The organism is Streptomyces sp. NPDC093085 (assembly GCF_040683935.1).
Taxonomy (GTDB): Bacteria; Actinomycetota; Actinomycetes; order Streptomycetales; family Streptomycetaceae; genus Streptomyces.
Window position 1 is genome coordinate 274,965 of the sequence record NZ_JBFBFB010000003.1, and the last position, 26,269, is coordinate 301,233.

The 26,269-nt window shown below is 73.3% G+C and carries 24 protein-coding genes and 1 riboswitch; of the genes, 10 read left to right on the plus strand and 14 right to left on the minus strand.

Going from position 1 to position 26,269, the window contains the following annotated elements:
• Positions 1–55 precede the first annotated feature (55 nt).
• Positions 56–169, plus strand: a riboswitch (TPP riboswitch).
• From thiO to AB0O07_RS12015, 5 genes are all read left to right on the plus strand, one after another.
• On the plus strand, positions 167–1,432 hold the full coding sequence (thiO, locus tag AB0O07_RS11995; RefSeq protein WP_365630923.1) for a glycine oxidase ThiO: 1,266 nt from the start codon (positions 167–169) through the stop codon (positions 1,430–1,432). Its footprint overlaps the riboswitch before it by 3 nt.
• Positions 1,429–1,644 (plus strand): sulfur carrier protein ThiS, encoded by a 216-nt coding sequence (gene thiS, locus AB0O07_RS12000; RefSeq protein WP_365630925.1) that lies wholly within the window; start codon positions 1,429–1,431, stop codon positions 1,642–1,644. The genes thiO and thiS overlap by 4 nt, the downstream gene beginning before the upstream one ends.
• A gap of 7 nt (positions 1,645–1,651) precedes the next feature.
• A complete protein-coding gene (locus tag AB0O07_RS12005; protein ID WP_365630927.1) occupies positions 1,652–2,506 on the plus strand; it encodes a thiazole synthase in 855 nt (284 codons plus the stop codon).
• Positions 2,507–2,617: 111 nt separating this feature from the next.
• A complete protein-coding gene (gene pknB / locus AB0O07_RS12010; protein ID WP_365630929.1) occupies positions 2,618–4,612 on the plus strand; it encodes a Stk1 family PASTA domain-containing Ser/Thr kinase in 1,995 nt (664 codons plus the stop codon).
• A 6-nt stretch (positions 4,613–4,618) separates the two neighbouring features.
• A complete protein-coding gene (locus tag AB0O07_RS12015; RefSeq protein ID WP_365630931.1) occupies positions 4,619–5,509 on the plus strand; it encodes a deoxyribonuclease IV in 891 nt (296 codons plus the stop codon).
• A 112-nt stretch (positions 5,510–5,621) separates the two neighbouring features.
• Here the strand turns inward: AB0O07_RS12015 and AB0O07_RS12020 are convergent, their stop codons facing one another.
• Entirely contained in the window at positions 5,622–6,254 is a 633-nt protein-coding gene (locus AB0O07_RS12020; protein WP_365630933.1) for a sulfite oxidase-like oxidoreductase, read from the minus strand.
• Between the two features lie 156 nt (positions 6,255–6,410).
• Here AB0O07_RS12020 and bfr point away from each other — a divergent pair, with 156 nt between their 5' ends.
• Positions 6,411–6,890, plus strand: coding sequence for a bacterioferritin (bfr, locus tag AB0O07_RS12025; protein ID WP_365630935.1), 480 nt, complete (start codon positions 6,411–6,413; stop codon positions 6,888–6,890).
• Between the two features lie 29 nt (positions 6,891–6,919).
• Here bfr and AB0O07_RS12030 read toward each other — a convergent pair whose 3' ends face one another.
• Positions 6,920–7,156: a (2Fe-2S)-binding protein gene (locus AB0O07_RS12030; RefSeq protein ID WP_365630937.1), complete on the minus strand. Its 237-nt coding sequence runs from the start codon at positions 7,154–7,156 to the stop codon at positions 6,920–6,922.
• 182 nt (positions 7,157–7,338) lie between these two features.
• Positions 7,339–8,691 (minus strand): class II 3-deoxy-7-phosphoheptulonate synthase, encoded by a 1,353-nt coding sequence (locus AB0O07_RS12035; protein ID WP_365630939.1) that lies wholly within the window; start codon positions 8,689–8,691, stop codon positions 7,339–7,341.
• A gap of 300 nt (positions 8,692–8,991) precedes the next feature.
• Here AB0O07_RS12035 and AB0O07_RS12040 point away from each other — a divergent pair, with 300 nt between their 5' ends.
• Positions 8,992–11,016 (plus strand): anthranilate synthase family protein, encoded by a 2,025-nt coding sequence (locus tag AB0O07_RS12040; protein ID WP_365630941.1) that lies wholly within the window; start codon positions 8,992–8,994, stop codon positions 11,014–11,016.
• 424 nt (positions 11,017–11,440) lie between these two features.
• Here AB0O07_RS12040 and AB0O07_RS12045 read toward each other — a convergent pair whose 3' ends face one another.
• The 4 genes from AB0O07_RS12045 to AB0O07_RS12060 form a co-directional block, all read right to left on the minus strand.
• Positions 11,441–12,469, minus strand: coding sequence for a 6-phosphofructokinase (locus AB0O07_RS12045; RefSeq protein ID WP_365630943.1), 1,029 nt, complete (start codon positions 12,467–12,469; stop codon positions 11,441–11,443).
• 123 nt (positions 12,470–12,592) lie between these two features.
• The gene (locus tag AB0O07_RS12050; RefSeq protein ID WP_365631548.1) at positions 12,593–13,255 is read right to left on the minus strand and encodes a response regulator transcription factor; all 663 of its coding nucleotides are present in this window, start codon (positions 13,253–13,255) and stop codon (positions 12,593–12,595) included.
• 104 nt (positions 13,256–13,359) lie between these two features.
• Positions 13,360–14,637 (minus strand): DUF5931 domain-containing protein, encoded by a 1,278-nt coding sequence (locus tag AB0O07_RS12055; protein ID WP_365630945.1) that lies wholly within the window; start codon positions 14,635–14,637, stop codon positions 13,360–13,362.
• A 43-nt stretch (positions 14,638–14,680) separates the two neighbouring features.
• A complete protein-coding gene (locus AB0O07_RS12060; protein WP_365631550.1) occupies positions 14,681–15,397 on the minus strand; it encodes a lysophospholipid acyltransferase family protein in 717 nt (238 codons plus the stop codon).
• Between the two features lie 225 nt (positions 15,398–15,622).
• Here AB0O07_RS12060 and AB0O07_RS12065 point away from each other — a divergent pair, with 225 nt between their 5' ends.
• Together AB0O07_RS12065 and AB0O07_RS12070 are read left to right on the plus strand one after the other, a co-directional pair.
• Positions 15,623–16,402 (plus strand): alpha/beta fold hydrolase, encoded by a 780-nt coding sequence (locus tag AB0O07_RS12065; protein WP_365630947.1) that lies wholly within the window; start codon positions 15,623–15,625, stop codon positions 16,400–16,402.
• Positions 16,395–17,294, plus strand: coding sequence for a hypothetical protein (locus AB0O07_RS12070; protein ID WP_365630949.1), 900 nt, complete (start codon positions 16,395–16,397; stop codon positions 17,292–17,294). Before AB0O07_RS12065 ends, AB0O07_RS12070 begins: the two co-directional genes overlap by 8 nt.
• 98 nt (positions 17,295–17,392) lie before the next feature.
• On the opposite strand, the gene AB0O07_RS12075 is transcribed toward AB0O07_RS12070, so the two are convergent.
• The 6 genes from AB0O07_RS12075 to AB0O07_RS12100 form a co-directional block, all read right to left on the minus strand.
• Positions 17,393–18,226 carry an endonuclease/exonuclease/phosphatase family protein gene (locus AB0O07_RS12075; RefSeq protein ID WP_365630951.1) on the minus strand — a complete coding sequence of 278 codons (834 nt, stop codon included), beginning with the start codon at positions 18,224–18,226 and terminating at the stop codon, positions 17,393–17,395.
• A gap of 325 nt (positions 18,227–18,551) precedes the next feature.
• The gene (locus AB0O07_RS12080) at positions 18,552–19,493 is read right to left on the minus strand and encodes an ROK family glucokinase (RefSeq protein WP_365630953.1); all 942 of its coding nucleotides are present in this window, start codon (positions 19,491–19,493) and stop codon (positions 18,552–18,554) included.
• Between the two features lie 66 nt (positions 19,494–19,559).
• Positions 19,560–20,135, minus strand: a complete 576-nt coding sequence (locus AB0O07_RS12085) for a DUF5304 domain-containing protein (RefSeq protein WP_365630955.1) — start codon at positions 20,133–20,135, stop codon at positions 19,560–19,562.
• Between the two features lie 145 nt (positions 20,136–20,280).
• Positions 20,281–21,489, minus strand: coding sequence for an ArsA-related P-loop ATPase (locus tag AB0O07_RS12090; protein ID WP_365630957.1), 1,209 nt, complete (start codon positions 21,487–21,489; stop codon positions 20,281–20,283).
• A 6-nt stretch (positions 21,490–21,495) separates the two neighbouring features.
• The gene (locus AB0O07_RS12095) at positions 21,496–21,939 is read right to left on the minus strand and encodes an SRPBCC family protein (RefSeq protein WP_365630959.1); all 444 of its coding nucleotides are present in this window, start codon (positions 21,937–21,939) and stop codon (positions 21,496–21,498) included.
• Between the two features lie 74 nt (positions 21,940–22,013).
• Complete coding sequence (locus AB0O07_RS12100; protein ID WP_365631552.1) at positions 22,014–22,781, minus strand: metallophosphoesterase; 768 nt, start codon at positions 22,779–22,781, stop codon at positions 22,014–22,016.
• Between the two features lie 398 nt (positions 22,782–23,179).
• Between AB0O07_RS12100 and AB0O07_RS12105 the strand changes: the two genes are divergently transcribed.
• Positions 23,180–24,976: an AMP-binding protein gene (locus AB0O07_RS12105; protein WP_365630961.1), complete on the plus strand. Its 1,797-nt coding sequence runs from the start codon at positions 23,180–23,182 to the stop codon at positions 24,974–24,976.
• A gap of 51 nt (positions 24,977–25,027) precedes the next feature.
• On the opposite strand, the gene AB0O07_RS12110 is transcribed toward AB0O07_RS12105, so the two are convergent.
• On the minus strand, positions 25,028–26,182 hold the full coding sequence (locus tag AB0O07_RS12110) for a glycosyltransferase family 4 protein (protein WP_365630963.1): 1,155 nt from the start codon (positions 26,180–26,182) through the stop codon (positions 25,028–25,030).
• Positions 26,183–26,269: the final 87 nt, after the last annotated feature.

Below are 26,269 nucleotides of genomic sequence, written 5' to 3' on the forward strand. Positions count from 1 at the left end.
GCCGGGCGGGAAGCTCCCTTACCGCGCTCCGCACCGCGCGTTAGGCTGGCGGTCGACACTACCTCGCGGGAGCCCGGACGCACCGGGCTGAGAGGGAGGCTGGAGCGGCCTCCGACCGTCCGAACCTGATCCGGGTCATGCCGGCGAAGGGAGGGGCTGGACGCCCATGCGGTCACCCACGCGGTCACCCGCGCACTCACCCACACACTCGTTCACGCACTCGTCCGTGCGGACCTCCGCGTACGACGTCGTGGTCGTCGGGGGCGGGATCATCGGCCTGGTCACGGCGTGGCGCGCGGCGCTGCGCGGGCTGCGTACGGCGGTGGCGGACCCGGATCCCGGCGGCGGCGCCGCGCGGGTCGCTGCGGGCATGCTCGCGCCCGTCACCGAACTCCACTACGGCGAGGAGACCCTGCTCGGGCTCAACCTCCGCTCGGCGGAGCGGTATCCCGCGTTCGTCGCGGAGCTGGCGGAGGCGAGCGGCCGGGAGACCGGCTACCGCGCCTGCGGCACGCTCGCGGTGGCGCTCGACGCCGACGACCGCTCCCAGCTCCGTGAGCTGCACGCGCTCCAGCTCCGCTCGGGGCTGGCGTCGGAGTGGCTCTCGGGGCGCGACTGCCGGCGCCTGGAGCCGATGCTCGCGCCGGGCGTACGCGGGGGGCTGCGGGTCGACGGCGACCACCAGATCGACCCGCGCCGGCTCGCCGCCGCGCTGCTGACGGCGTGCGAGCGGGCCGGGGTGGCCTTCCACCGGGCCCGGGCGGCGCGGCTCTCCGTGGTACGGGACCGGGCCGCCGGGGTGGTGCTGGCGGACGGGGCGGCGCTCGGCGCGGACCAGGTGGTGCTGGCGGGCGGCAGTCTCAGCGGCCGTCTCGCGGGGGTGCCGCCGGCGGCGGTGCCGCCCGTACGGCCGGTCAAGGGGCAGGTGGTGCGGCTGACGGTGCCGGGCCGGTACGCGCCGTTCCTCTCCCGGACGGTACGGGCCGTGGTGCGGGGCGGCCCGCTCTATCTGGTGCCGCGCGAGAACGGCGAGCTGGTCGTCGGCGCCACCACCGAGGAGCTGGGGTGGGACACCACGGTCACCGCGGGCGGGGTGTACGAGCTGCTGCGCGACGCGCATGAACTGGTGCCCGGCATCACCGAGTTGCCGCTCACCGAGACCTGCGCGGGGCTGCGCCCCGGGTCGCCGGACAACGCGCCGCTGCTCGGCCCCACGGTGCTGCCGGGGCTCTCGCTCGCCTCCGGGCACCACCGCAACGGGGTGCTGCTGACCCCGGTGACCGGCGATGTGCTGGCGGCCGTCCTGACCACCGGCGAACTCCCGCCCGAGGCGGCGCCCTTCACGCCGCTGCGCTTCTCCCCCGACGGCTCCGCCGCCCCCCTCACGCACTCCCCCGTATCCGTACCCGCCTCCAGGGAGCGCTCCGTATGAACACCGCATGGGTGCACGTCTCCGTCAACGGCGAGCGACGTGCGTTCGCCGCCTCTACGACGCTCGACGCCGTCATCGCGACCTTGACGGTGGCGCCCTCCGGGGTGGCCGCCGCCGTCAACGAGACGGTCGTTCCCCGTACCCGCTGGTCCGGTACCGCCCTCTGCGACGGCGACCGGGTGGAAATCCTCACCGCCGTACAAGGAGGCTGACAGCACGATGACCGACAGCACGACGGCCGGCGGCTCCGCGGCCGACAGCACGAGGGCCGGCAGCACCCCGGCCGACGATCCGCTCACCCTTGGTTCCGCGCTCTTCGGCTCCCGCCTCATCATGGGCACGGGAGGGGCGCCCAGCCTGGAGATCCTCGAACGGGCCCTGATCGCCTCCGGCACCGAACTCACCACGGTCGCCATGCGCCGCCTCGACCCGACCGTGCAGGGCTCGGTGCTCTCCGTACTGAAGCGGCTCGGTATCCGCGCGCTGCCCAACACGGCGGGGTGTTTCACCGCCGGGGAGGCCGTCCTCACCGCCCGGCTCGCCCGCGAGGCGCTGGGCACCGACTGGGTGAAGCTGGAGGTCGTCGCGGACGAGCGCACCCTGCTGCCCGATCCGGTCGAACTGCTGGACGCGGCGGAGACCCTGGTGGACGACGGGTTCACGGTGCTCCCGTACACCAACGACGACCCGGTCCTCGCCGCGAAGCTGGAGGACGTGGGATGTGCGGCGATCATGCCGCTGGGCTCCCCGATCGGCTCCGGCCTGGGCATCCGCAATCCGCACAACTTCCAGTTGATCGTGGAGCGCGCCACGGTCCCGGTGATCCTTGACGCGGGCGCGGGCACCGCGTCCGACGCGGCGCTCGCGATGGAGCTGGGGTGCGCCGCGGTGATGCTGGCGTCGGCGGTGACCCGGGCGCAAGAGCCGGTGGTGATGGCCGAGGCGATGCGGCACGCGGTGGCGGCCGGCCGGCTGGCCCGGCTGGCCGGCCGGATCCCCCGCCGCCACTTCGCCGAGGCCTCCTCGCCGGTGGCCGGGGTGGCGGCCCTGGACCCGGAGCGGCCCGCCTTCTGACCCCGTACCGTCCCCGCACGCCCGCCGGGCTGTCACAGGTCGGCCTCAGTCCGGTGCCCGCTCCGCCCCGGGGGATCTGGAGTGTCGGCGGCGGCTCGTAGACTCGGCGGCGTGGATACGACCCTTCAGGACCCCATCGTCGGGCAGGTGCTCGACGGCCGCTACCGCGTCGAGGAACGGATCGCGGTCGGCGGCATGGCCACGGTCTACCGGGCGCTGGACACCCGGCTCGACCGGGTCCTGGCCCTCAAGGTGATGCATCCGGCGCTCGCGACGGACGCCACGTTCGTGGAACGGTTCATCCGCGAGGCCAAGTCCGTGGCCCGGCTCGACCACCCCAACGTGGTCGGCGTCTTCGACCAGGGCGCGGAAGGCGCGTACGTCTACCTGGCCATGGAGTACGTGGCGGGGTGCACCCTGCGCGATGTCGTACGGGAGCGCGGCGCGCTGCGCCCCCGGGCCGCGCTGGACATCCTGGAGCCGGTGCTCGCCGCGCTGGGGGCCGCGCACCGGGCGGGCTTCGTCCACCGGGACATGAAGCCGGAGAACGTGCTGATAGGGGACGACGGCCGGGTCAAGGTCGCCGACTTCGGGCTGGTCCGGGGCGTCGGGGAGGTCACGAACACCACGGGGACGGTGCTCGGCACGGTCTCGTATCTCGCGCCCGAGCAGATCGAGTACGGCACATCGGACACCCGGGTCGACGTCTACGCGTGCGGGGTGGTCCTCTACGAGATGCTGACCGGCGCCAAGCCGCACATCGGGGACACCCCGGCGCAGGTTCTCTATCTCCATCTGAACGAGGACGTGCCGGCCCCGTCCGCCGCCGTCCCCGGGCTCGCCCCTGGACTGGACCGGCTGGTCGCGACGGCCACCGCGCGCGACCCGGAGGACCGGCCGCTGGACGCGGTGGGACTGCTGGCGCTGACCAGGGCGGCCCGCGCGACCCTCACCGACGCGCAGCTCGACGCCGTACCGCCGCGGGCGAAGCCCGAGCCCGAGGAGGGTCCGGGCTCCGACGGCCGGACGACGGTCATCCCCCGGATCCGGCCCGTCGAGGACCCCGAGGCCGGCGGGGACGCCGGGGGGTTCGCGGAGGAGCCGGACACCGCGCGGGTGGCGCGCGTGCAGCACACCAGCAGGCTGGAGCCGGTACTCCCCGAGAGCGCGGCGCCGCCCCGGGGGCCCCGGTACGGGGCGCGGGGGCCCGGCGGCGGGCGGCCGCGCCGGGTGGTGCTCGCGGTGATCGCCGCGGTGCTGCTGGTGCTCGGGGCGGGTGCGGGCGTCTGGTACATCAACGCGGGTCAGTTCACCACCGTGCCCTCGGTGCTCGGCCGGAGCGAGGCCGACGCGCGCGCCCGGCTCGCCAAGGAGGGGCTGGACACGGAGGTCACCCGGGACTTCAGCGACACCTACGACCGGGGCACGGTCATGCGGACCGACCCGGAGCCGCGCGCCCGGGTGCGCGGCAGCGGACCGGTGACCGTGGTCGTCTCGCGCGGCCCGAAGATCGTCCAGGTGCCCGATGTGGTGCGCAGGAGCCTCGACGAGGCGCGCTCCGACCTGAAGAAGGCCGGTCTCGCCGCCGGGCTCGTCACCCGGGAGTTCAGCGAGGATGTCCCCCGGGGCTCCGTGATCAGCTCCAAGCCGGGGGCCGGGACGGAGATCCGGCCGGACTCCGGGGTCGCGCTGGTGGTCAGCAAGGGCGCCGCCATCGAGATGCCGGAGGTGACCGGTGCGACGGTGGCCGACGCCACAGCCCGGCTGGAGGACGCGGGGCTGAAGGTGAGGATCGCCCCCGGCCAGGTGAACTCCTCCTTCGACGAGGGCACGGTCGCCCAGCAGTCGGCGGCCCGGGGCACCCGCCTCGCGGAGGGCGACACGGTCACGCTGACGGTCTCGAAGGGGCCGCGGATGGTCTCCGTACCGGATGTGACCGGGAAGGGCTCCGAGGAGGCGCGGAAGGAGCTGGAGGCGGCGGGCTTCACGGTCAAGGTCGAGAAGAGCTTCCCGTTCCTCGGCGACACCGTGGGCGAGCAGTCCGTCCCCGGCGGTCAGCAGGCCCCCGAAGGCTCCACCATCACCATCAAGACCAAGGGACTCTAGAACCACATGCGCCACCCTGTCGGCCCGCGCGACCGCGCCGGCCAGCGCAACCCTGTCGGCTCCCATGTGCCCGTGGCCGGCGGGCTCGCCACGACCGGTCTGGCGTTCGCGCGGGAGCTGGGCGCGGAGACCGTGCAGGTCTTCGCGGCCAACCCGCGCGGCTGGGCGACGCCCGCCGGGAACCCGGCGGAGGACGAGCGGTTCCGTACCGCGTGCGAGACGGCGGGGATGCCCGCGTACGTCCACGCCCCCTACCTGATCAACTTCGGCTCGCACACGGCGGCGACCGCGGAGAAGTCCGTGGAGTCGCTCCGCCACAGCCTGCGGCGGGGCCGGGAGATCGGCGCGCTGGGGGTGGTGGTGCACACGGGGTCCGCGACCGGCGGCCGGCCGCGCGAGGTGGCGCTGGCGCAGGTACGGGAGCTGATGCTGCCGCTGCTGGACGAGCTGACCCATGACGACGACCCGCGCCTGCTGCTGGAGTCGACGGCCGGCCAGGGCTTCTCGCTCTGCTCGCGGACCTGGGACTTCGGCCCGTACTTCGCGGCGCTGGACGCCCACCCCAAGCTGGGGATCTGCCTGGACACCTGCCATGTCTTCGCGGCGGGCCACGACCTGGCGGGCCCGCACGGGATGCGGCAGACGCTGGACCTGCTGGTGGAGACGGTCGGCGAGGGACGGCTCGGGCTGATCCACGCCAACGACTCCAAGGACGTGGTGGGCGCGCACAAGGACCGGCACGAGAACATCGGCGCGGGCCGGATCGGCGCGGAGCCGTTCCGCGAGCTGTTCACGCATCCGGCGACCGAGGGCGTGCCGCTGGTGATCGAGACACCGGGCGGCAAGGAGGCGTACGCGGCGGACCTGGCGCTCCTCAAGAGGCTGCGCGACGGCTGACGGGCGGGGACGGGCGACTGACGGGCGAGGGCGGGCGGCCGAAGGGCGGGATCGGGCGGCGGAAGGGCGGGCGGCGGACGACCGGACCGCCTGCGCGTCTCTCCGGGCCGGGTCAGAGCTCCGGGCCCTCGCCCGGGAGCTCCTGGTACGAGTAGCGCTGCTCGGCCCAGGGGTCGCCGACATTGTGATAGCCGCGCTCCTCCCAGAATCCGCGCCGGTCGGCGGTCATGTATTCCACGCCGCGCACCCATTTGGGGCCCTTCCAGGCGTAGAGGTGGGGCACGACGAGCCGCAGCGGAAATCCGTGTTCGGCGGTGAGCAATTCACCGTCGCGGTGGGTGGCGAAGATCGTACGGCCGGAGAGGAAGTCCGCGAGGCGGAGATTCGAGCAGAATCCGTACTCGGCCCAGACCATCACATGGGTGACATCGGCGGCGGGCGGTGCGAGTTCCGCGACCGTACGGGCGGCCACCCCGCCCCATTCGGCCCCCAGCATGCTGAATTTCGTGACGCAGTGCAGATCGCCCACGACGGTACGGAAGGGCAGCGCCGAGAACTCCTCGTGGTTCCAGCAGTGTTTGTCGCCGTCGGCGGTGGCGCCGAAGACCCGGAACTCCCAGCGTTCGGGCCGGAACTTCGGTACGGGGCCGTAATGGGTGACCGGCCAGCCGCGCTGGAGCCGCTGGCCCGGCGGTAGCTCGGACTCCTCCGGCTCCCGACGCTCCCGGCTCTCCGGCTGACCCATGCCTTCCATGGTGACAGACCGGGAGGGGTGGTGATGACCAGGTACGGCGCGATTCGGGCAACTCCTACTAAGCGTGCACTTACTGGACGGGTTCCTGATCGCGGTGCGAGGATGCGCGCATTCCGCTCCGCCACCGGCTTGGAAGGAGTCCGCGCGATGCAGGGCGACCCCGAGGTCATTGAATTCCTCAATGAGCAGTTGACCGCCGAACTCACGGCGATCAACCAGTACTTTCTCCACTCGAAAATGCAGGAGAACTTCGGCTGGACGAAACTCGCCAAGTACACCCGGGCGGAGTCGTTCGACGAGATGAAGCACGCCGAACTCCTCACCGACCGGCTGCTGTTCCTGGAGGCGCTGCCGAACTATCAGCGGCTCTTCCATGTCCGGGTCGGCCAGACGGTCACCGAGATGTTCCAGGCGGACCGGCAGGTCGAGGTGGAGGCGATCGACCGGCTCAAGCGCGGAATCGACGTCATGCGCGCCAAGGGCGACCACACGTCCAAGGGAATCTTCGAATCGATTCTGGAGGACGAGGAGCACCACATCGACTATCTCGACACCCAGCTCGAACTGATCGAGAAACTCGGGGAGCCGCTCTACATCGCTCAGCTCATCGAGCAGCCGGACAGCTAGGCGGAAAGAGGCCGGCGTCCCTTACGCGGCTACGCGGCCTCGTCCAGGGCCGGCGCGGCGGGCGCGGCCCGCTCCAGCAGCTCGCGGCGCGGGCAGGCGGTGGCGCGGCCCAGGAGCGACTGGATGCGCCGTACGCACGAGCCGCAGTCGGTGCCGGCCTTGCTGGCCGAGGCGATCTGGCGGGGCGTGCAGGCCCCGGCCGCCGCGTGTTCCCGTACCTGGTTCTCGGTGATCCCGAAACAGGAGCAGACGTACACGCGGTTCACCTCCCGACGGGATCGCTTCCGGGTCACTTCCGGATCGCTTCTGACACGGCCACCCCGCAGATCGGTGAGGCTAACCTAACCTTACCCGTCATACCGGATACGGGGAACCTCCGGAAAGGCCGGTGGGGCGCGGATCACATGCGTCAACCTGTGATCCGCGCCCCACCGCTCTCACTCTCCGGTCACTGGTCCCGGTACATCTCCGCGACCAGGAAGGCGAGGTCCAGCGACTGGCTGCGGTTGAGCCGGGGGTCGCAGGCCGTCTCGTACCGCTGGTGCAGGTCGTCCACGAAGATCTCGTCGCCGCCGCCCACGCACTCGGTGACATCGTCGCCGGTCAGCTCGACGTGGATGCCGCCCGGGTGGGTGCCGAGCGCCTTGTGGACCTCGAAGAAGCCCTTGACCTCGTCGAGCACGTCGTCGAAGCGGCGGGTCTTGTGGCCGGAGGCGGCCTCGAAGGTGTTGCCGTGCATCGGGTCGGTCACCCAGGCCACCGTGGCGCCGGACGCGGTCACCTTCTCGACCAGCTCGGGGAGCTTCTCCCGGACCTTGTCGGCGCCCATCCGGACGATGAAGGTGAGCCGGCCCGGCTCGCGCTCCGGGTCGAGCCGGTCGATGTACGTGAGCGCCTCGTCGACCGTGGTCGTGGGGCCGAGCTTGATCCCGATGGGGTTCTTGATCTTCGAAGCGAACTCGATGTGCGCGCCGTCGAGCTGCCGGGTGCGCTCACCGATCCACACCATGTGGCCGGAGACGTCGTAGAGGCCGCCGGTGCGGGAGTCGATCCGGGTCAGCGCCGACTCGTAGTCGAGCAGCAGCGCCTCGTGGGAGGCGTAGAACTCGACGGTGCGGAACTCTGCCGGGTCGGTGCCCGCCGCCTTCATGAAGTTCAGCGCGTTGTCGATCTCGCGGGCGAGCTGCTCGTAACGCTGGCCCGACGGGGACGACTTGACGAAGTCCTGGTTCCAGGCGTGCACCTGGCGCAGGTCCGCGTAGCCACCGGTGGTGAAGGCGCGCACCAGGTTCAGGGTGGCGGCGGAGGCGTGGTACATCCGCTTCAGCCGCTCGGGGTCGGGGACCCGGGACTTCTCGTCGAAGGCGAAGCCGTTGACCGAGTCGCCCCGGTACGTGGGGAGCGTCACCCCGTCGCGGGTCTCCGTGCTCTTGGAGCGCGGCTTGGAGTACTGCCCGGCGATCCGGCCGACCTTCACGACCGGCACGGAGGCCGCGTAGGTGAGGACGGCGCCCATCTGGAGCAGGGTCTTGAGCTTGTTCCTGATCTGGTCGGCGGAGACGGCGTCGAACGCCTCCGCGCAGTCCCCGCCCTGGAGCAGGAACGCCTCGCCCTGGGCGACGGCCGCCAGCCGGGCGCGCAACTGGTCGCACTCGCCCGCGAAGACCAGCGGCGGATAGCCGGCCAGCTCCGACACGACCTCACGCAGGGCTTCCCGGTCCGGATACTCCGGCTGCTGGGCAGCGGGAAGATCTTGCCAGGACGGCACGGAGCCGGCGGAGTTCTCAGCGTTCACAGTCACGCGCTCCAGATTACGTGAGCGGCGGCGCGGCCCGGCACTACCGCTCACAGTGTGGAACGGGGCGGGTCCCCGGTGTGCGGGCCCGCCCCCGGCCGGTATGGGCTACAGTGCCGCTCATGTTCGCGCACGCACTCCAGAACTGGTGGTGGCCCGCTCCCTCGGCGGCCCACTGACGTACGCGCGCATCCACTGCACCGCGAAGGCCGCCCGAGGGGCGGCCTTCCGTGTTTCTCCCGGTACGGACCCCAGGTTCCCGGCCGGTGCGGCGGGCCGCTCCTCCCTCTCCGGAAGGAACCCGCCATGTCACCCCTGCCGCCCCTGCCCCCCTTGCCCCCCGTGTCCTCCCCCGCCGCCCTGATCGACCGGCTCCAGGAGCCGGGGTGCCCGCCGTTCGCCCTGCTGCGCCGCCGCGCCCCCGGCCGTGACCACGACACCGTCGAGCTGCTGATCGGCCCGGTCCACGAGGCGGAGCGGCTCGCCGATCTCCCGGTGGGCGACCGCCCCGCGCTGGCGCTGGTGCCGTTCCGGCAGATCCGGGAGCGCGGCTTCGACGTACGCGACGACGGGACCCCGCTGGCGGTGCTGGTCGCGGAGGAGTCGTACGAGCTGCCCCTGGCCGCCGTGGTCGACCGGCTGCCCGCGCACCCGGTCCGGGTGGTGGAGGGTGCCTTCGACGTCGACGACGCGCGGTACGGCGAGATCGTGCGCCGGGTCGTGGCCGAGGAGATCGGCCGGGGCGAGGGGGCGAACTTCGTGATCCGGCGGACCTTCGAGGGCCGGATCCCGGGCTTCGGCCGGGCCGACGCCCTCGCGCTCTTCCGGCGGCTGCTCGTCGGGGAGCAGGGCGCGTACTGGACGTTCCTGGTCCACACCGGCGGGCCGGGCGGCGGCGACGGACGCACCCTCGTCGGGGCGAGCCCCGAGGCGCATGTCCGGATGAGCGGCGGGACGGTCGTGATGAACCCGATCAGCGGGACCTTCCGCTATCCGGCGGGGGCCCCGGACCCCGCCGCGCTGCTGGAGTTCCTGGGCGACCGCAAGGAGACCGACGAGCTCTCGATGGTCGTGGACGAGGAGCTGAAGATGATGTGCGCGGTCGGTGACCGGGGCGGGGTGGTGGTCGGCCCCCGGCTCAAGGAGATGGCCCATCTCGCGCACACCGAGTACGAGTTGCGCGGGCGTTCCTCGCTCGATGTGCGCGAGGTGCTGCGCGCGACGATGTTCGCGGCGACGGTCACCGGATCGCCGGTGCAGAACGCCTGCCGGGTCGTCGAGCGCCACGAGAGCGGCGGGCGCGGCTACTACGCGGGCGCGCTGGCGCTGCTCGGGCGGGACTCCGGCGGGGCGGCCACCCTGGACTCGCCGATCCTGATCAGGACCGCCGACATCGCCGCCGACGGTGCGCTGCGGGTGCCGGTGGGCGCGACGCTCGTACGGGACTCACGGCCCGAGGGCGAGGTGGCCGAGACGCACGCCAAGGCGGCCGGGGTGCTGGCGGCGCTGGGGGTACGGCCCGGACGCCCGGCCGCGGAGGCGGCGCGGCGCCGGCTCGCGGACGACCCCCGGGTGCGGGCGGCGCTGGACGCGCGGCGGGCGGGGCTGGCGCCGTTCTGGCTGCGGCTGCGCGAGGAGAGCGGCGCGGCGCCCTCGGGGCACGCGCTGATCGTGGACGGCGAGGACACGTTCACCGCGATGCTGGCGCATGTGCTCCGTGCCTCGGGGCTGGCGGTGACCGTACGGCGGTACGACGAGCCGGGGCTGCGGGCGGCGGCGCTCGGCCACGCGGAGCGGGTCGGTCCGGTGGTCCTGGGGCCGGGCCCCGGGGACCCGTCCGACCCCCGGGACCCGAAGATGCGGCTGCTGCGCGCCCTGGCGGCGGAGCTGCTGGAGGTACGGGGGGTACCGGGCCGGGGTGTACCGGGCGCGGGGCCGTCCGGTGCGGGCCACGGGGTGCTGGGGGTCTGTCTGGGGCACGAGGTGCTGGCGGGTGAGCTGGGGCTGGAGACCGTCCGCAAGCGGGTGCCGTACCAGGGCCTCCAGACCCGGATCGACCTCTTCGGCCGGACGGAGACGGTGGGCTTCTACAGCAGCTTCACCGCCCGCTGCGACACCCCGGCGGCGGCCCGGCTGGCGGCGCGGGGCGTGGAGGTGAGCCGGGACCCCGCGACCGGGGAGGTGCACGCGCTGCGGGGCCCGGGGTTCGCCTCGGTGCAGTTCCACCCGGAGTCGGTACTGACCCTGAACGGACCGGCCATCGTGGCGGAGCTGCTGGCGGGGGCCGGGGCGCGGGCGGGCGCGGCGGCGGACGCGGGGCGGCGCGGGTAGGGCAGGGGGCAGAGGGACATCGGGCGGGGAACGCGGGCGGGCCGAGCGGGGACGCGGCCGACGGGTGGGCGCGGCGGCGGGCCGGGAGACGAGGACGCCGCCGACGGGTGGGCGCGGCGCGTCCGCCCCCGGCGGCGCCGGGGCGGACGGCGGCGGACGGCTCGCGACGGCGTACGACCCGCCCGCCGTGACGGCCCCGCGCGGCGCCACCGCCGCCCGGTGGCCGGGCGGCGGGCCGGCCCTGTCGGCCTAGGGCCTGTCTGACAATTCCCGCCTGCCTCGCGACGCCATGCACGCACTCTCGCCGCACCGGGCCCTGACCCAAGTACGTCCAGTACGTGGGTCAGGGCCCGGCACGCCGAGAGCACGCACCTGACGCCGCGAGGCCGCCCTCCGGGCGACGACGGGAATTGTCAGACAGGCCCTAGCCGAAGAAGACGCCCGCCTCCTCGTAGAGTTCCGGGCGGACCGTCTTGAGCCGGGCGGTGGCCTCGGCGATGGGGACGCGGACGATGTCCGTGCCGCGCAGGGCGACCATCTTCCCGTAATCCCGGTCCCGCACCGCGTCGATCGCGTGCAGCCCGAAGCGGGTGGCCAGCCAGCGGTCGAAGGCGCTCGGGGTGCCGCCGCGCTGCACATGGCCGAGCACGGTGGTGCGGGCCTCCTTGCCGGTGCGGCGTTCGATCTCCTTGGCCAGCCACTCGCCGACCCCGGAGAGCCGGACATGGCCGTACGAGTCGAGCGAGCCGTCCTTGAGTACCAGGTCGCCGTCCTTGGGCATGGCGCCCTCGGCGATGACCACGATCGGCGCGTACGACGCCTTGAACCGCGAGGTCACCCAGGCGCAGACCTGGTCGATGTCGAAGCGGTGCTCCGGGATGAGGACGACGTTGGCGCCGCCCGCCAGCCCGGAGTGCAGGGCGATCCACCCCGCGTGGCGCCCCATCACCTCGCAGACCAGGACCCGCATATGGGACTCCGCGGTGGTGTGGAGCCGGTCGATGGCCTCGGTGGCGATACCGACCGCCGTGTCGAAGCCGAAGGTGTAGTCGGTGGCCGAGAGGTCGTTGTCGATGGTCTTGGGGACGCCGACACAGGCGACCCCGAACTCGTCGGAGAGGCGCGAAGCCGCCCCGAGCGTGTCCTCGCCGCCGATCACGACGAGCGCGTCGACCCCCGTCGCGGCGAGGGTGTCCCGGATCCGGCGGACACCGTCCTCCTCCTTGAACGGATTGGTGCGCGAGGAGCCGAGGACGGTGCCGCCCCGGGGCAGGATGCCGCGTACGGCGGGGATGTCGAGCCGTACGGTGTCGCCGTCCAGGGCGCCGCGCCAGCCGTCCCGGAAGCCGGTGAAGTCGTAGCCGTACTCCTGCACGCCCTTGCGTACGAGGGCGCGGATGACCGCGTTGAGTCCGGGGCAGTCGCCGCCGCCGGTGAGAACTCCGACCCGCATGAAGCACGTCCCTTCGCCAGGAGGGGTGATTCAGGTCACTCCGGCATGGTGCACGGGCCGTTCCCGTTCCACCAGAGGGGGGAGGGAACTCTTTCCCGGGCCGGGGTACGGGGCGGACGGCGGTCAGATGTCGTCGAGCCCCCGCGCTATCGCGTACCGCACCAGCTCGACACGGTTGTGGAGTTGCAGCTTGCCCAGGGTGTTCTGGACGTGGTTCTGCACGGTGCGGTGCGAGATGACCAGCCGCTCCGCGATCTGCTTGTACGACAGGCCCTTGGCGACCAGGCGGAGCACCTCCGTCTCCCGGTCGGTGAGTTCGGGGGCGCGTGGCTCGTCGGCGGCGGGTGCCGGTTCCGAGGCGAGGCGGCGGTACTCGCCGAGCACCAGACCGGCCAGCCCCGGGGTGAAGACCGGGTCCCCGGCGGCGGTCCTGCGGACCGCGTCGATCAGCTCCTCCGTACTGGCCGACTTGAGCAGATAGCCGGTGGCGCCCGACTTCACCGCCTCCAGCACATCGGCGTGCTCCCCGCTGGCGGAGAGCACCAGGACGCGCAGCCCGGGGAGCGAGCCGACCAGTTCCTTGCAGACCTGGACGCCCGGCATGCCCGGCAGGTTGAGGTCGAGGACGAGCACCTGGGGCGTGGTGGCCCGGGCCCGGCGCACCGCCTGGGGCCCGTCCCCGGCGGTGGCGACGATCTCGCACCCCGCCGCCTCCAGGTCACGGGCGACGGCGTCGCGCCACATGGGGTGGTCGTCGACCACCATCACCCGGACCGGGCCCGCCATGGCGGCGTCGGCGGCGGGGGTGTCCGTCTCGGCGGCACGGGGGTCCGTGCCCGTGGCGGCGTCCGCACCGGTGGCGGCGTCCGTACCGCTGCTGTGCTGCTCGTTCATCGCTCCGTCTTTCCCCGTCCCCGTGGAACCTTCAACTCGACTTCCGTGCCCTGCCCGGGCACCGACACCAGCTCGGCCGTGCCGCCCAGATCCCGCAGCCGGCCCCGGATCGAGAGGGCGACACCGAGCCGCCCCTCCCCCTCGGCCTGCGCGAGCCGCCCCTCGGGGATGCCGGGCCCGTCGTCCCGTACGGTCACGATCACCTCCCGCTGCCAGTCCTCGACCAGGATCCAGGCGCGGGCGTCCGGACCCGCGTGCCGGACCACATTGTCCAGGGCGGCACCGACAGCCGCCGCCACCTCCCGGGCGGCGGCGGGCTCCAGCGGAACGGGGGCGCCCGGCTCGGAGAAGGTGACGCGGGAACCGGCGTACGGTGCCAGCAGGGCCCGCAGGTCACAGGGGCCCGCGCCGGCGCTCTCCGCGCCGCCGGCGTCCCCCGCGCCCGTCGGGCCCCCGGTGCCGCTCCCGGCCTCCCCGTCCTGCCCCGCCGTGTCGACGGTACGGACGACCGCGCCCAGCGCCGCGTCCTCCGAGACCCGCGAGGTGGGGACGAGGCCACTGGAGACCAGGGTGCGCAGGGCGATCTCCTGCTCCCCCGCCATCCGGCCCAGCTCGGCCGCCTCGCCGCCCAGCGCCGTGCCGCGCCGCTGCACCATGGCGAGCACCTGGAGCACGCTGTCGTGGATGTCCCGGGCCAGCCGCTCCCGTTCGCGGGTCGCGGCCTCGATCTCCAGGGCGCGGGCGAGGGTGAGTTCGGAGGCGCGGGCGACCTCCACGACGTACCCGATGGCGATGGAGGCGACCCAGACGAGGATCACGTTGTGCACCGTGTCGAGCGTGGGGTGGACCCGCATCACCAGGTTGGCCCCGGCGACCAGGGACGAGGCGCACGCGGCCCACCGCCAGCCGCCCTTGAGCGCGAAGGCGAGCACGGACCCCGCGGTCCATATCGACGGCAGGGTGGGCCCGTCGACGCTCTGCGCCTGGAAGTCGGCGAGGGGGGTGAGCAGGATGCCGGTGAGGCCGATGGTGAGGTCGGCACCGAGGAAGGGCTTGGTGCAGCTCGCCGCGTTCGCCACCCTGGGGAGCGTGACGAGCGTCCAGAGCGCCAGGACGCCGAGGAAGACGACGGCCACCCAGGGGCGCTCGAAACGGCTCCGGTCGAAGACGAAGAGGCCGACCGCGTAGCACATCGTCAGGACCCGGTAGCCGGTCAGCGCGCGCCACAGCGGCTGTTCTACCGACATCCGCACCACGCGCTCACGCTTGGCCATGTCCCCTCCCCCTCCCCCCTGGTACCGGCGGTACCGGCTCTCTCTACCCCTCGGCCGACGACGTGGACGACGCCGACGACGCGGCCTTGGCGGCCTCGGCGATCTGCCGCTTGGCGGCGGTGGCGTAGATGTCCACGTACTCCTGGCCGGAGAGCTTCATGATCTCGTACATCACCTCGTCGGTGATGGACCGCAGGATGAACCGGTCGCCCTCCATGCCCTGGTAGCGCGAGAAGTCCAGCGGCTTGCCGATCCGGATCCCCGGGCGCATCAGCTTGGGGACGACCTTGCCGGGCGGCTGGATCTTCTCGGTGTCGATCATCGCCACCGGGATGACGGGCGCCCCGGAGCCGAGCGCGACGCGCGCGAGGCCGCCCGGCTTGCCCCGGTAGAGGCGGCCGTCGGGCGAGCGGGTGCCCTCGGGGTAGATACCGAAGAGTTCACCGGCCTCCAGGACCTTTATCCCGCTCTGGATCGCCGCCTCGCCCGCGCCGCGTACCCCGGAACGGTCCACCGGCAACTGGCCGACGCCCTTGAAGAAGGCCGCTGTCAGCTTGCCCTTGACGCCGGGCGTCGTGAAGTACTCGGACTTCGCGATGAAGGTGACCTTGCGGTCGAGTACCGCGGGGAGGAAGAAGGAGTCGGAGAAGGACAGATGGTTGCTCGCGAGGATCGCCGGCCCCTCGGCGGGGATGTGCTCCAGACCCTCCACCCAGGGGCGGAAGGCAAGCTTCAGCGACCCTCCGATGGAGAACTTCATAGCGCCGTAGATCAACTCGGATTCCTCCTGTGTGCTGTGGACAGACCTTAACCCGAGGGACCCCCGTGGCCGGTCTCCGAAGGCTCGGACGGACCTGGTCGGTGTCAGTCCGGTCGCGTACGGTGAAGTACACCGTGAAGTACACCTTCTGAACCTCACGCTGAACCTCACGCGTTCCGAGCCCCACGCACACGTCACGAACACCTCACGAACAGGAGACCCTTGGTGCCGGTCCTTCCTGGAGCCGAGCCGTACCGCCACGAGGGCGGCGAGGTCGGCGTCCTCCTCTGTCACGGATTCACCGGTTCCCCCCAGTCGCTGCGGCCCTGGGCCGAGTTCCTGGCCGGGCACGGGCTGACCGTGTCCCTGCCGCTGCTGCCCGGGCACGGCACGCGCTGGGAGGACATGCGGGCCACCGGATGGCAGGACTGGTACGCGGAGGTGGACCGGGCCCTGCGCGAGCTGCTGGAGCGGTGCGAGCGGGTCTTCGTCCTCGGCCTCTCGATGGGCGGCGCGCTGGCGCTGCGGCTCGCGGCGAAGCACGGGCGGGCGGTGAGCGGGGTCGTGGTGGTCAACCCGGGGATCAAGGTGCACGGGGCCGCGGCGTACGCGCTGCCGGTGCTGCGCCATCTCGTGGCGACGACGAAGGGGCTGACGAGCGACATCGCCAAGGAGGGCGGCGCCGAGGTGGGTTACGACCGGGTGCCGCTGCACTGCGCGCACTCGCTGCGGAACTTCTTCCGGCTGGTGGACGGGGAGCTGCCCCGGGTCAACCAGCCGCTGTTGCTGCTGCACAGCACGGTGGACCATGTGGTGCCGCCGGCCGACTCGGCGAGGATCCTGAGCCGGGTCTCCTCCACGGATGTCCGTGAGGTGGTGCTGGAACAGAGCTACCACGTCGCGACGTTGGACCATGACGCGGAGCGGATCTTCGAGGAGAGTCTCGCGTTCATCGGCCGGCTCGCTCCGGCAGTCGGGAAGAAGGGGAGCACGACCGGTGGCTGAGCATGACGCGAACCGCGAGCCGCAGCCGATCGACGAGGAGGCGGCCTGGGCGGCGATCGTGGCCGGGTACGGGGAGGAGCCCGCGGACCCGCCGGGCACCAAGCCGTTCAGGTCCGTCGAGGACATGGCGGGACTGGAGAGCGACCGCAAGGGGGGCGGCAGCGGCGGCGGCAGCGGTACGGAGCCGACGGACCCCCCGGGACCGGCGGACCGCCCGAGCCTGCTGAAGCCCGCCGGGCCCGGGGCCACCGGTGACGCCGGAGCCGCCGGGACCACCGGGGACGGCGGGAGCGACGGCGACGGCGCGGACGACGCCGGGCAGAGGGCCGAGGAGAAGCCCGAGGCCAAGCGCGAGGACAAGCCCGAGGACAGGATCGAGGGCAGGAGTGGCGGCCCGGCCGGGGGCCGGAGCGAGGGCCCGGCGGGAAGCCGGACCGGGTCGGCGGCCTCCGGGGCCGCTGACGCCTCCGGGGCCGCTGAGGGTGCCGAGAAGGACGCGGGGCCCGGGGAGTCCGCGCTGGGCGGCTCGATCACCTTCGCGCCGGGCGTCGGCGGCGTGGGCATCGCCCTGCCCGCCGGAGGCGGCGGCGGCCCGCGCGACTACCGGCTCGCCGAGCCCGGCGACGGCGACACGGCGGACGAGGAGGGCCACTTCATCCCCCCGGAGCCGCCCCCGCTCCCCGAGTCCGACGTGACCTCCCGGTTCGCCTGGCTCGCGGTGATCGGCGGCCCGGTGCTGATGCTGCTCGCGGTCATCCTGGGCTGGGACATGACCTGGTGGCTGACCACCGTCTGCGTCGGCGGCTTCCTGGGCGGCTTCGCGACCCTGGTGGCCCGGATGGACCCGGACGACGACGAGAGCGACGACCCGGGGCGCGGGGCGGTCGTATAGGCGTAGGACGCGGGGCGGCCGCAGGGGCGTACAGAGCCTCTGGGCGTACAGAGCGGCCGGACGTACAGGGCGGCCGGACGTACCGGCGTACAGCGGCCCTACCCCGCCGGTACGCGCAGCGCCGCCAGGACCGGCAGGTGGTCCGTGGCCGCGCGCAGGTCCGCCTCGGTGACCCCGGGCAGCCCCCGGGGTACGCCGCACCCCAGTACCTCGACGCCGCGCCCGGTGAAGACCGCGTCGATGCGCCGCTCGGGGCGCTCCGCCGGGAAGGTGTGTTCGCCGCCCCAGGGCCGGACCTCCCGGCAGTCCCGCAACTCCTGGGCCAGCAGCCGGAATCCGCGCCCGGTGGGCGGTTCGTTGAGGTCCCCGGCCACCACCGCGTGCGGTACGTCCAGCGCCGCCAGCCGGTCGAGCACCATCCCCGCCTGCGCGTGCCGCTCGGCGGCCTGGAGGCTCAGATGGCAGCTCAGCACCGCGAGCCGGGTGCGCGCGATCCGTACCACCGCCGTCGCGAACCCGCGCCGGTGCAGCCCCGGGGTGGGCGGCAGCAGGACGTCCTCGGTCCGCTCCACCGCGACGCGCGGCGCGCACAGCAGCAGCGGCCCGGTCGCCGGGGCGCCGCCGCCGAGGACCAGCAGGCCGCTGTGGGCGGCGAGCCAGGCGGCCCGCTTGCGCCAGCGGAAGAAGCGCGGCGCCTCCTGGATCAGGACGAGATCGGGCGCGCACGCGGTGATCACCCGGGCGAGCGCGGCCCGGTCGTCGCGCATCGAGCGGACGTTGTAGCTCAGCACCCGGATCACGGCCGAACCGTCCGGCTCCGTACCGGAGTCGGGCAGGGGAGGCGGGCCCGCGAGCGGAGCGGCGGACGGCGGGGGTGCGGACGACGGGGGTGCGGACGGTACGGATACGGGTGCGGGCGGGTCTGTCGCCATGGCGGGAACGATACGGAGCCCACCGCGACCCGTGCGGACCGACACCCGTGCGGGGCACCCCGGCGGTGCCGGCCCTCGGAGGGACCGCCCTTCGGGGGGACGCCGCCCTCCACCGGCCCAGCATGCTGACACCGGCCCCGCACCCGGGCACCGGCCCCGCCCGCCCCGGGCCACGCCCGCCCCGGACCACACCCGCCCCCGGACACGTTCGCGCCCGCCGTACCCCTTCCGGTACGGCGGGCGCGAACGTCGGACGCTTCCCGCGGTGCGGTCGGCCGGACGCGATCAGCCGGACGCGGCCGGCCGGATGCGATCAGCCGTCGGCTCAGCCCTGCCGGGCCAGGTCCGCCGCGCCCACCAGCCCCGCCTCGCCGCCGAGCCGCGCCGCCAGCACCTGCGCGTGCTGGCGCCACTCGCCGCCGATCAGCCACCGCCGGAACGACTTGCGGATCGGGTCGAGAACGAGTTCGCCCTCGTCCGAGACGCCGCCGCCGACGATGAAGGCGGACGGGTCGAAGAGCGAGGCCAGGTCGGCCAGGCCCGCCCCCGCCCACCGGGCGAGTTCGCGGAAGGAGTCGATGGCGACCGGGTCGCCGGCCCGGGCGGCGGCGCTGATGTGCCGCCCCTCGATGCCGTCGACGGTGCCGTCGCCGAGGCCGAGCAGGATCCCGGCGTTCTCGGGCGTCGCGTTGGCGCGCTGGCGCGCGTACCGGACGAGGGCCCGCCCGGACGCGTACTGCTCCCAGCACCCCTGGCTGCCGCAGCCGCAGAGCAGCCCGTCCGGCACCACCCGGATGTGCCCGAACTCGGCGGCCACGCCGAACCGTCCACGGCGCAGCTTGTTGCCGATGATGATGCCGCCGCCCAGGCCGGTGCCGAGCGTGATGCAGATGACGTCGTCATGGCCCTGGCCGGCGCCGAAGCGGTACTCGCCCCAGGCCGCCGCGTTGGCGTCGTTCTCCACGACGACCGGGAGCCCGATCCGCTGCTCGACCTTGTCCTTGAGCGGTTCGTGGCGCCAGTCGATGTTGGGCGCGAAGAGCACGGTGGCGCGCTTGTCGTCCACGTAACCGGCGGCACCGATCCCCACGGCCTCGATCTGCCGTCCCTCGCCGGCGCCGGAGACGGCCGTGCAGATCGCGTCCACGATCGAGTCGGGCGTCCGGGGAGTGGGCACCTTGTGCGTCTCCAGGATCGTGCCCTCTTCGTCGACCACGCCGGCCGCGATCTTCGTGCCGCCGATGTCGACGCCGATGGTGAGTCCCATGTGTCCCTCAGTTTTCGGTCGAGCCCCGCTAAGGCCAACCGTACCCGAGGGCAGGTGCCCGAACGGTCAGTCCAGATCGATACGGCCGTCGTGACCGGGCTTCTCGTCGGGCTTCTCTTCGGGCTTCCCGCCCGGCTTCTCGTCGGGCGTCCCGCCGGACTCCTCACCCAACTTCTCACCGGACTTCTCACCGGACTTCTCGTCGCGGGGGTCGGAGGGGTCGTCGGCCGAGGTGGTGTCGGGCCGTACGGCCTCCGCGCCCCGGGTCCAGCGGGCCTCCTGGCCCTCGACGGCCGAGCGGTAAGCGGCGAGGAGTTCGCCGCCCGCCGCCGCGAGGTGGTCGAAGACATCGGGGTTGCGCTCGATGACCGGCTCCACGGCCTGCCTGGCCTGCCGGACGAACTGCTGGACTGCGCCCTGCGCGGCCATGCCGAGCAGCGGGCTCTGGAGCGAGGAGACCTTGTCGGCCACAGCGTCGACGAGCTTGCGCAGCTCTTCGGCGGCGGAGCCGGGCGGCGGCCCGTAGAGGGCCCGGCGGCGTGCCTTCTCCGCCTCCAGGTCCTCCGCGCAGGCCGTGGCCCAGGCGTCCGCGTCGGGGGCGGGGCCCTGCTCGGTCGCGGGGCGCTCGGTGGCGTCGCTCATGGCGTACTCCTGCGTCGGGGACGGGGCCCTCCGCCCTGGCGGCGGAAGGGTTCTCGTACCTTCGACGGTACCCGAACCGCCGTACGTTCCCCCGGGCCCGCCGCCCGTGGACAAGCCCGCGTACCGCCCCGGCGTCCGGCGCCGCTCAGTGCCCGCGCGGCCACAGAGCGGGGTCGGGGGTGAACCGTACCCGCAGCGTCCCGTCCCTGAGGGCGGCGCCGGTGACATCGCAGCGGCGGAGCACGGAGGGCAGCGGAACGATTCTCCGGAACGGGCCCACGGTGAGCAGGAGTTCGTCGCCCTTGCGGACCAGGTCCAGTTCGCTCTTGACGGCGCCGGGCAGCGGGATCGACCAGACCAGCAGATTCTCCTCGGCGATCCGGTCCTCGACCGGCCAGACCACGGGGCCGGCCCCCGGGTCGGCGGGGCGCACGGCGAGCGCGGCGGACTCGCCGGCCAGCAGCGCCAGGTCGTCGGGGCCGTGCGGGTCGCGGCCGAGGTGGCCGACCGGGAGGCACCCGGCGGGCCACTCGGCGAGGTACTTGCGCTGCTGGGCGACGAGCGTGGCGAGCCAGGGGTCCGCCGTCTCCTGCGGCAGCAGCCGGTTGGGGACCGGGGGCTCGGCGCGCAGCCCGTAGAGGGCGAGCGCGGTACGGGCGGTGGCGAGCGCCCGGGCGGCGGCGGGTCCGGGCTCAGCGACCAGCCGTACGGTCGTCGCGGGGTCCTCGATCAGCGCCTGGACGGCGGCGAGTTCGGTCTCCCAGCGGGCGGCGGTCTCGTACAGCCACTGCGCGGGCATGGGTATCCCGGCGAGCTGGGCCATCATCGGGCGGAGCGCGCGGGCGGCCTGGCGCTCCTGGGGCAGGAGGCGGCGGAGGTAGCGGCGGAGCTGCTCGGGGAGGGCGAGCAGGGCGAGGGCCTCGGTGAGCGGCGGCAGGTCCACGACGAGGGTGTCCCAGCCGCCGGCGGCGGCCCGGCGCACGGCGTGCAGCAGGGCGGAGTGTCCGCTGCCGGGGAGCGGGGTGAGCTCCTCGCCGTCGAGCCTGCGGGCGCCGAGGAGTTCGAGTCCGGCGGCGATGCGCTCCTGGAAGCCGGTCATCTCCGTACGGAAGTGCTCGGCGGGGTCGATCCGGGCGGCCCAGAGTCCGGCGGGCCCCACCGGGGCGGGGTCCGTGGAGAGGGCGCCGGGGGCGGTGCCGAGCAGGTCGTCGAGGGGGTCGGCGGAGAGCAGCAGCACCCGTCCGCCCGTACGGGAGGCATCGGCGGCGATGGCTTCCGCCGTCGCGAGGGCGGTGGCGGCGGCGATGGTGGTGCGGCCCGCGCCGCCGGGACCGGTGACGAGGACCGTACGCATCCGGGGTCAGCCCGCCGTGCCGGCTTCGACGCGCTTCTTCAGGCCGTCGAGGGCGCGGTCGATGATGACCTTCTCGGCCTTGCGCTTGATCATCCCGAGCATGGGGATCTTGACGTCGACGGTCAGCCGGTAGGTGACCTGGGTGCCGCCGGTGACCGGGGTGAGCAGGTACGAGCCGTCGAGGGCGCGCAGCATCTGGGACTTCACGAGGGTCCAGCTCACCTCGTTGTCGCCGGTCCAGGTGTAGGCGAGGGTGTGGTCGTCCTTGATGGCGCCGGCGTCGAGCACCAGCCGGACCTGCTCGGCGCGGCCCCGGTCGTCGGTGGCGAGGACGTCCGCCTCCTTCACCTCGCCGGTCCACTCCGGGTAGCGGGCGAAGTCGGCGATCACGCCCATGACGTCGGCCGGTGCCGCCTCGATCGTGATGCTCGAACTGGTGTGTTCCGCCATCGCCGTGTTCCTCCGCTACCGGTGCCGTTCCGGCTTCTGGGTCTGTGGTGTGCAGGCTATCGCGAGTGCGCGGCTCACCATTCCAGGGTCCACGGCCGCCCGGCCGAGGCGAAGTGCCCCACGTTCACGCACTCCGTGGCCCCCACCCGCATCCGGCGGGCGAGCGGCTGGTGGACATGGCCGAAGAGCGCGTAGCGGGGCCTGGTGCGGCGGATGGCGTCGAGGAGGGCGCGGCTGCCCCGTTCGAAGCGGCGGGCGACGGTGTCGTACGTCAGCTCGGGCAGCTCCGGCGGGATGTGCGAGCAGAGGACGTCGACCTCGCCGAGCGCCTCGACCTTGGCGGCGTACTCCTCGTCGGAGATCTCGTACGGGGTGCGCATGGGGGTGCGCAGCCCGCCGCCGACGAAGCCGAAGACCCGGCCGCCGAGTTCGACCCGGTCGCCGTCGAGCACGGTGGTGCCGGGCCGTACGTACTCGGGCCAGAGGGACGGGATGTCGACATTCCCGTACGTGGCGTAGGTCGGGGTGGGCAGGGCGGCGAAGAGCTCGGCGTACTGGCGGCGTACGGCCCGCTCGATCGCGGTCGCCTGGTCGATGTCGAGAGTGGCCCACAGGGAGCGGCCGAACTCCCGCGCCTCGTCGAAGCGGCGGGCGGTGCGCAGGGCGACGATGCGGTCGGCGTTCTCGGTGCCGAAGAGGTCGGGGAAGATACCGCGCGAGTGGTCGGCGTAGTCGAGGAAGAGGACGAGGTCGCCGAGGACGACGAGGGCGTCGGCCCCGTCCCCGGCCCGGGCGAGGTCCCGCGCGTTGCCGTGTACGTCGCTCACCACATTGACCCGCATACCCGTCACCCGTCCCCGCCCCGTAGTCGGCCGGGGCCGCCCCGGCCTGATCACCATAGAGGAGCGCGGGAAAGGCCCGTCGCCCGTCCCGGACCTGCGGTTACTTTCGCGGTGCGCGAGGGGTGGACTACTGTGCGCCAGTACCGTCAACGACGGTGTGACGCAGGGAACATCTGGCCGGGACCCTCTATCGGTGCGAAGTACCGATGGGTAACGTCCGGGCGGTCCGGTCGCGCCCGTTCCGTCGAGCACCTGCCCGTACCGTCGGGCACCCGCCCGATCCTGGACCGCGCCGGACCCGCACCATACATGGACCACTCATGGGTCAGTCATGGACCATATGAGAACCATATATCTGGACCACACCTGGCACCGGCGCCCGATGAGGAGCAGCAGTCTTGCGCGAGTTCGGCCTTCCGGCCCTGTACGAGGTCCCCTCGGACGGCAATCTGACGGATCTCATCCGCCGCAATGCCGCTCAGTATCCCGATGTCGCGGTGATGGCCCGCAAGTCCGGCGCCGGCTGGACCGATGTGACCGCCACGGAGTTCCTCGCGGAGGTCAGAACGGTCGCCAAGGGACTGATCGCGGCCGGGATCGAGCCGGGTGACCGGGTCGCGCTGATGTCGCGCACCCGCTACGAGTGGGTCCTCCTCGACTTCGCGATCTGGAGCGCCGGCGCGGTCACCGTCCCGGTGTACGAGACCAGTTCGGCCGAGCAGGTGCAGTGGATCCTCAGTGACTCCGGGGCGGTCGCCGCGATCGTGGAGACCGAGGAGCACGGCGCGACGGTCGAGTCCGTACGGGGCGGTCTGCCCGCGCTGCGCGAGATCTGGGAGCTGGACCGGGGCGCGGTGAAGCGGCTGACGGCGGCGGGTTCGGGGGTGCCGGACGCGACGGTCGACGAGCGTGCGGCGACGGCGAAGGCCGACGACCCGGCGACGATCGTGTACACGTCGGGCACCACGGGGCGGCCCAAGGGGTGTGTGCTGACGCACCGCGCCTTCTTCGCGGAGTGCGGGAACGCGGTGGAACGGCTCAAACCCCTCTTCCGCACCGGCGAGTGCTCCATCCTCCTCTTCCTCCCGGCCGCCCATGTCTTCGGCAGACTGGTGGAGCTGGCGGCGGTGATGGCCCCCATCAAACTCGGCTGCGTCCCGGACGTGAAGAACCTCACCGAGGAGCTGGCGTCCTTCCGCCCGACCCTGATCCTGGGGGTGCCGCGGGTCTTCGAGAAGGTCTACAACGGGGCCCGCGCGAAGGCGGTGGCGGACGGCAAGGGCCGGATCTTCGACCGGGCGGCGCACACGGCGATCGCGTACAGCCGCGCCCTCTCCACCCCCCAGGGCCCCTCTCTGGCGCTCAGACTGCGCCACGCGCTCTTCGACCGCCTCGTCTACGGCAAGCTGCGCGCGGTGCTCGGCGGACGCGGCGAGTACGCGATCTCCGGCGGCGCCCCGCTGGGCGAGCGGCTGGGCCACTTCTACCGGGGCATCGGCTTCACGGTGCTGGAGGGGTACGGCCTGACGGAGTCCTGCGCGGCGACCGCGTTCAACCCGTGGGACCGGCAGAAGATCGGCACGGTGGGCCAGCCGCTGCCCGGCTCGGTCATCCGGATCGCCGACGACGGCGAGGTGCTGCTCCACGGCGAGCACCTCTTCTCGGGGTACTGGAACAACGAGTCCGCGACGGCGGAGGCGCTGGCCGACGGCTGGTTCCACACCGGCGACATCGGCACCCTGGACGAGGACGGATATCTCTCGATCACCGGCCGCAAGAAGGAGATCCTGGTCACGGCGGGCGGCAAGAACGTCGCCCCGGCGGTCATCGAGGACCGCATCAGGGCCCACGCCCTGGTGGCCGAATGCATGGTGGTGGGCGACGGCCGCCCCTTCGTCGGCGCCCTGATCACCCTCGACGAGGAATTCCTCGCCCGCTGGGCCACGGACCACGGCAAACCCCCCGCCTCCACCGCGGCGGCCCTCCGCCTCGACCCCGAACTGCTGGCCGAGATCCAGCGCGCGGTGGACGAGGGCAACGCGGCGGTCTCGAAGGCGGAATCGGTCCGCAGATTCCGCATCCTGACCACCCAGTTCACCGAGGCCGCGGGCCACCTCACCCCCTCGATGAAGCTGAAGCGCAACGTCGTGGCGAAGGACTTCGCCGAGGAGATCGAGGCGATCTACCAGACCTGAGCCGAGGCCGGCCGGGCGGCTCCCGCTCCCCGGGGCGGGGGCCGCCCGGCGTCAGAGCAGCAGCCGGAGCCGTTCCGCCAGAAGGTCCCAGCGCCAGCGCTCCTCGACCCAGGCCCGGCCCCGGGCGCCCATGCGATGGCGTAGTTCGGGGTCCTGGAGGAGGGTGATGATGCGGTCGGCGGAGTGCTGGGCGGCGAGGGCCGGGGGGCCGCCGGGGACCACCCAGCCGGTTTCGCCGTCCAGGACGGCGTCGGGGGCGCCCCCCGAGTCGCCCGCCACCACGGGGAGGCCGGTCGCGGAGGCTTCCAGGTAGACGATGCCCAGGCCCTCGACGTCGAGGCCGCCCCGGCGGGTGCGGCAGGGCATGGCGAAGACGTCGCCGGCGCCGAAGTGGGCGGGGAGCGCGGACCAGGGGACGGCGCCGGTGAAGCGTACGGAGGCGGCCACTCCGGTCGTCTCGGCCAGCTTGCGCAGCTCCGGCTCGTACGGGCCGCCGCCGACGATCAGCAGCACCGCGTCCGGCACCCGGGCCAGGATCCTGGGCATCGCCAGGATCAGGGTGTCCTGGCCCTTGCGGGGGACCAGGCGGGAGACGCAGACGACGACCGGGCGGTCGGTGAGGCCCAGCGCGGCCCGGACCGCCGCGCCGCCGGAGTCCGGGTGGAAGGTCTTCTCGTCGACGCCCGGCGGCAGTTGGCGCATCCGTGCCACGGCCTCCGGGGTGAGCGCGGGCGCGATCTTCGACCGGGTGTAGTCGCCCAGATAGGTGATCGTGTCCGTGGACTCGCCGATACGGCGGAGGAGTTGACGCGAGGCGGGCAGTTGGGCCCACCCCGCCTCGTGGCCGTGTGTGGTGGCCACCAGGCGCCGCGCGCCCGCCCTGCGGAGCGCGGGGGCCATCAGTCCGAGCGGGGCCGCGGCGCCGAACCACACGGCCGTACAGCCGTGCTCGCGGAGCAGCCCGACGGCCCTGCGGGTGACGCGGGGCGTCGGCAGGAGCATGGTCGTCCGGTCGCGTACGACGGTGAACGGCTGCTCCGCGTCGAACGCTTCCGTCGCCTCGGCACCCTCCCGCCCCCGCTTCCAGGTGGACGCGTACACGACCATCCGTTCGGGGTCCAGGCGCAGCGCCATGTTGTGCAGGAACGCCTGGATGCCGCCCGGCCTGGGCGGAAAGTCATTGGTCACGATCAATGTCTTGTGCATCGCGGCAGACAGTACCGGGCCCCGCCCCGGCCCCGCCTCACGGGCTCGGCCGGCTCCCCCTATCAGGATGAGTCACGATGACCGGGG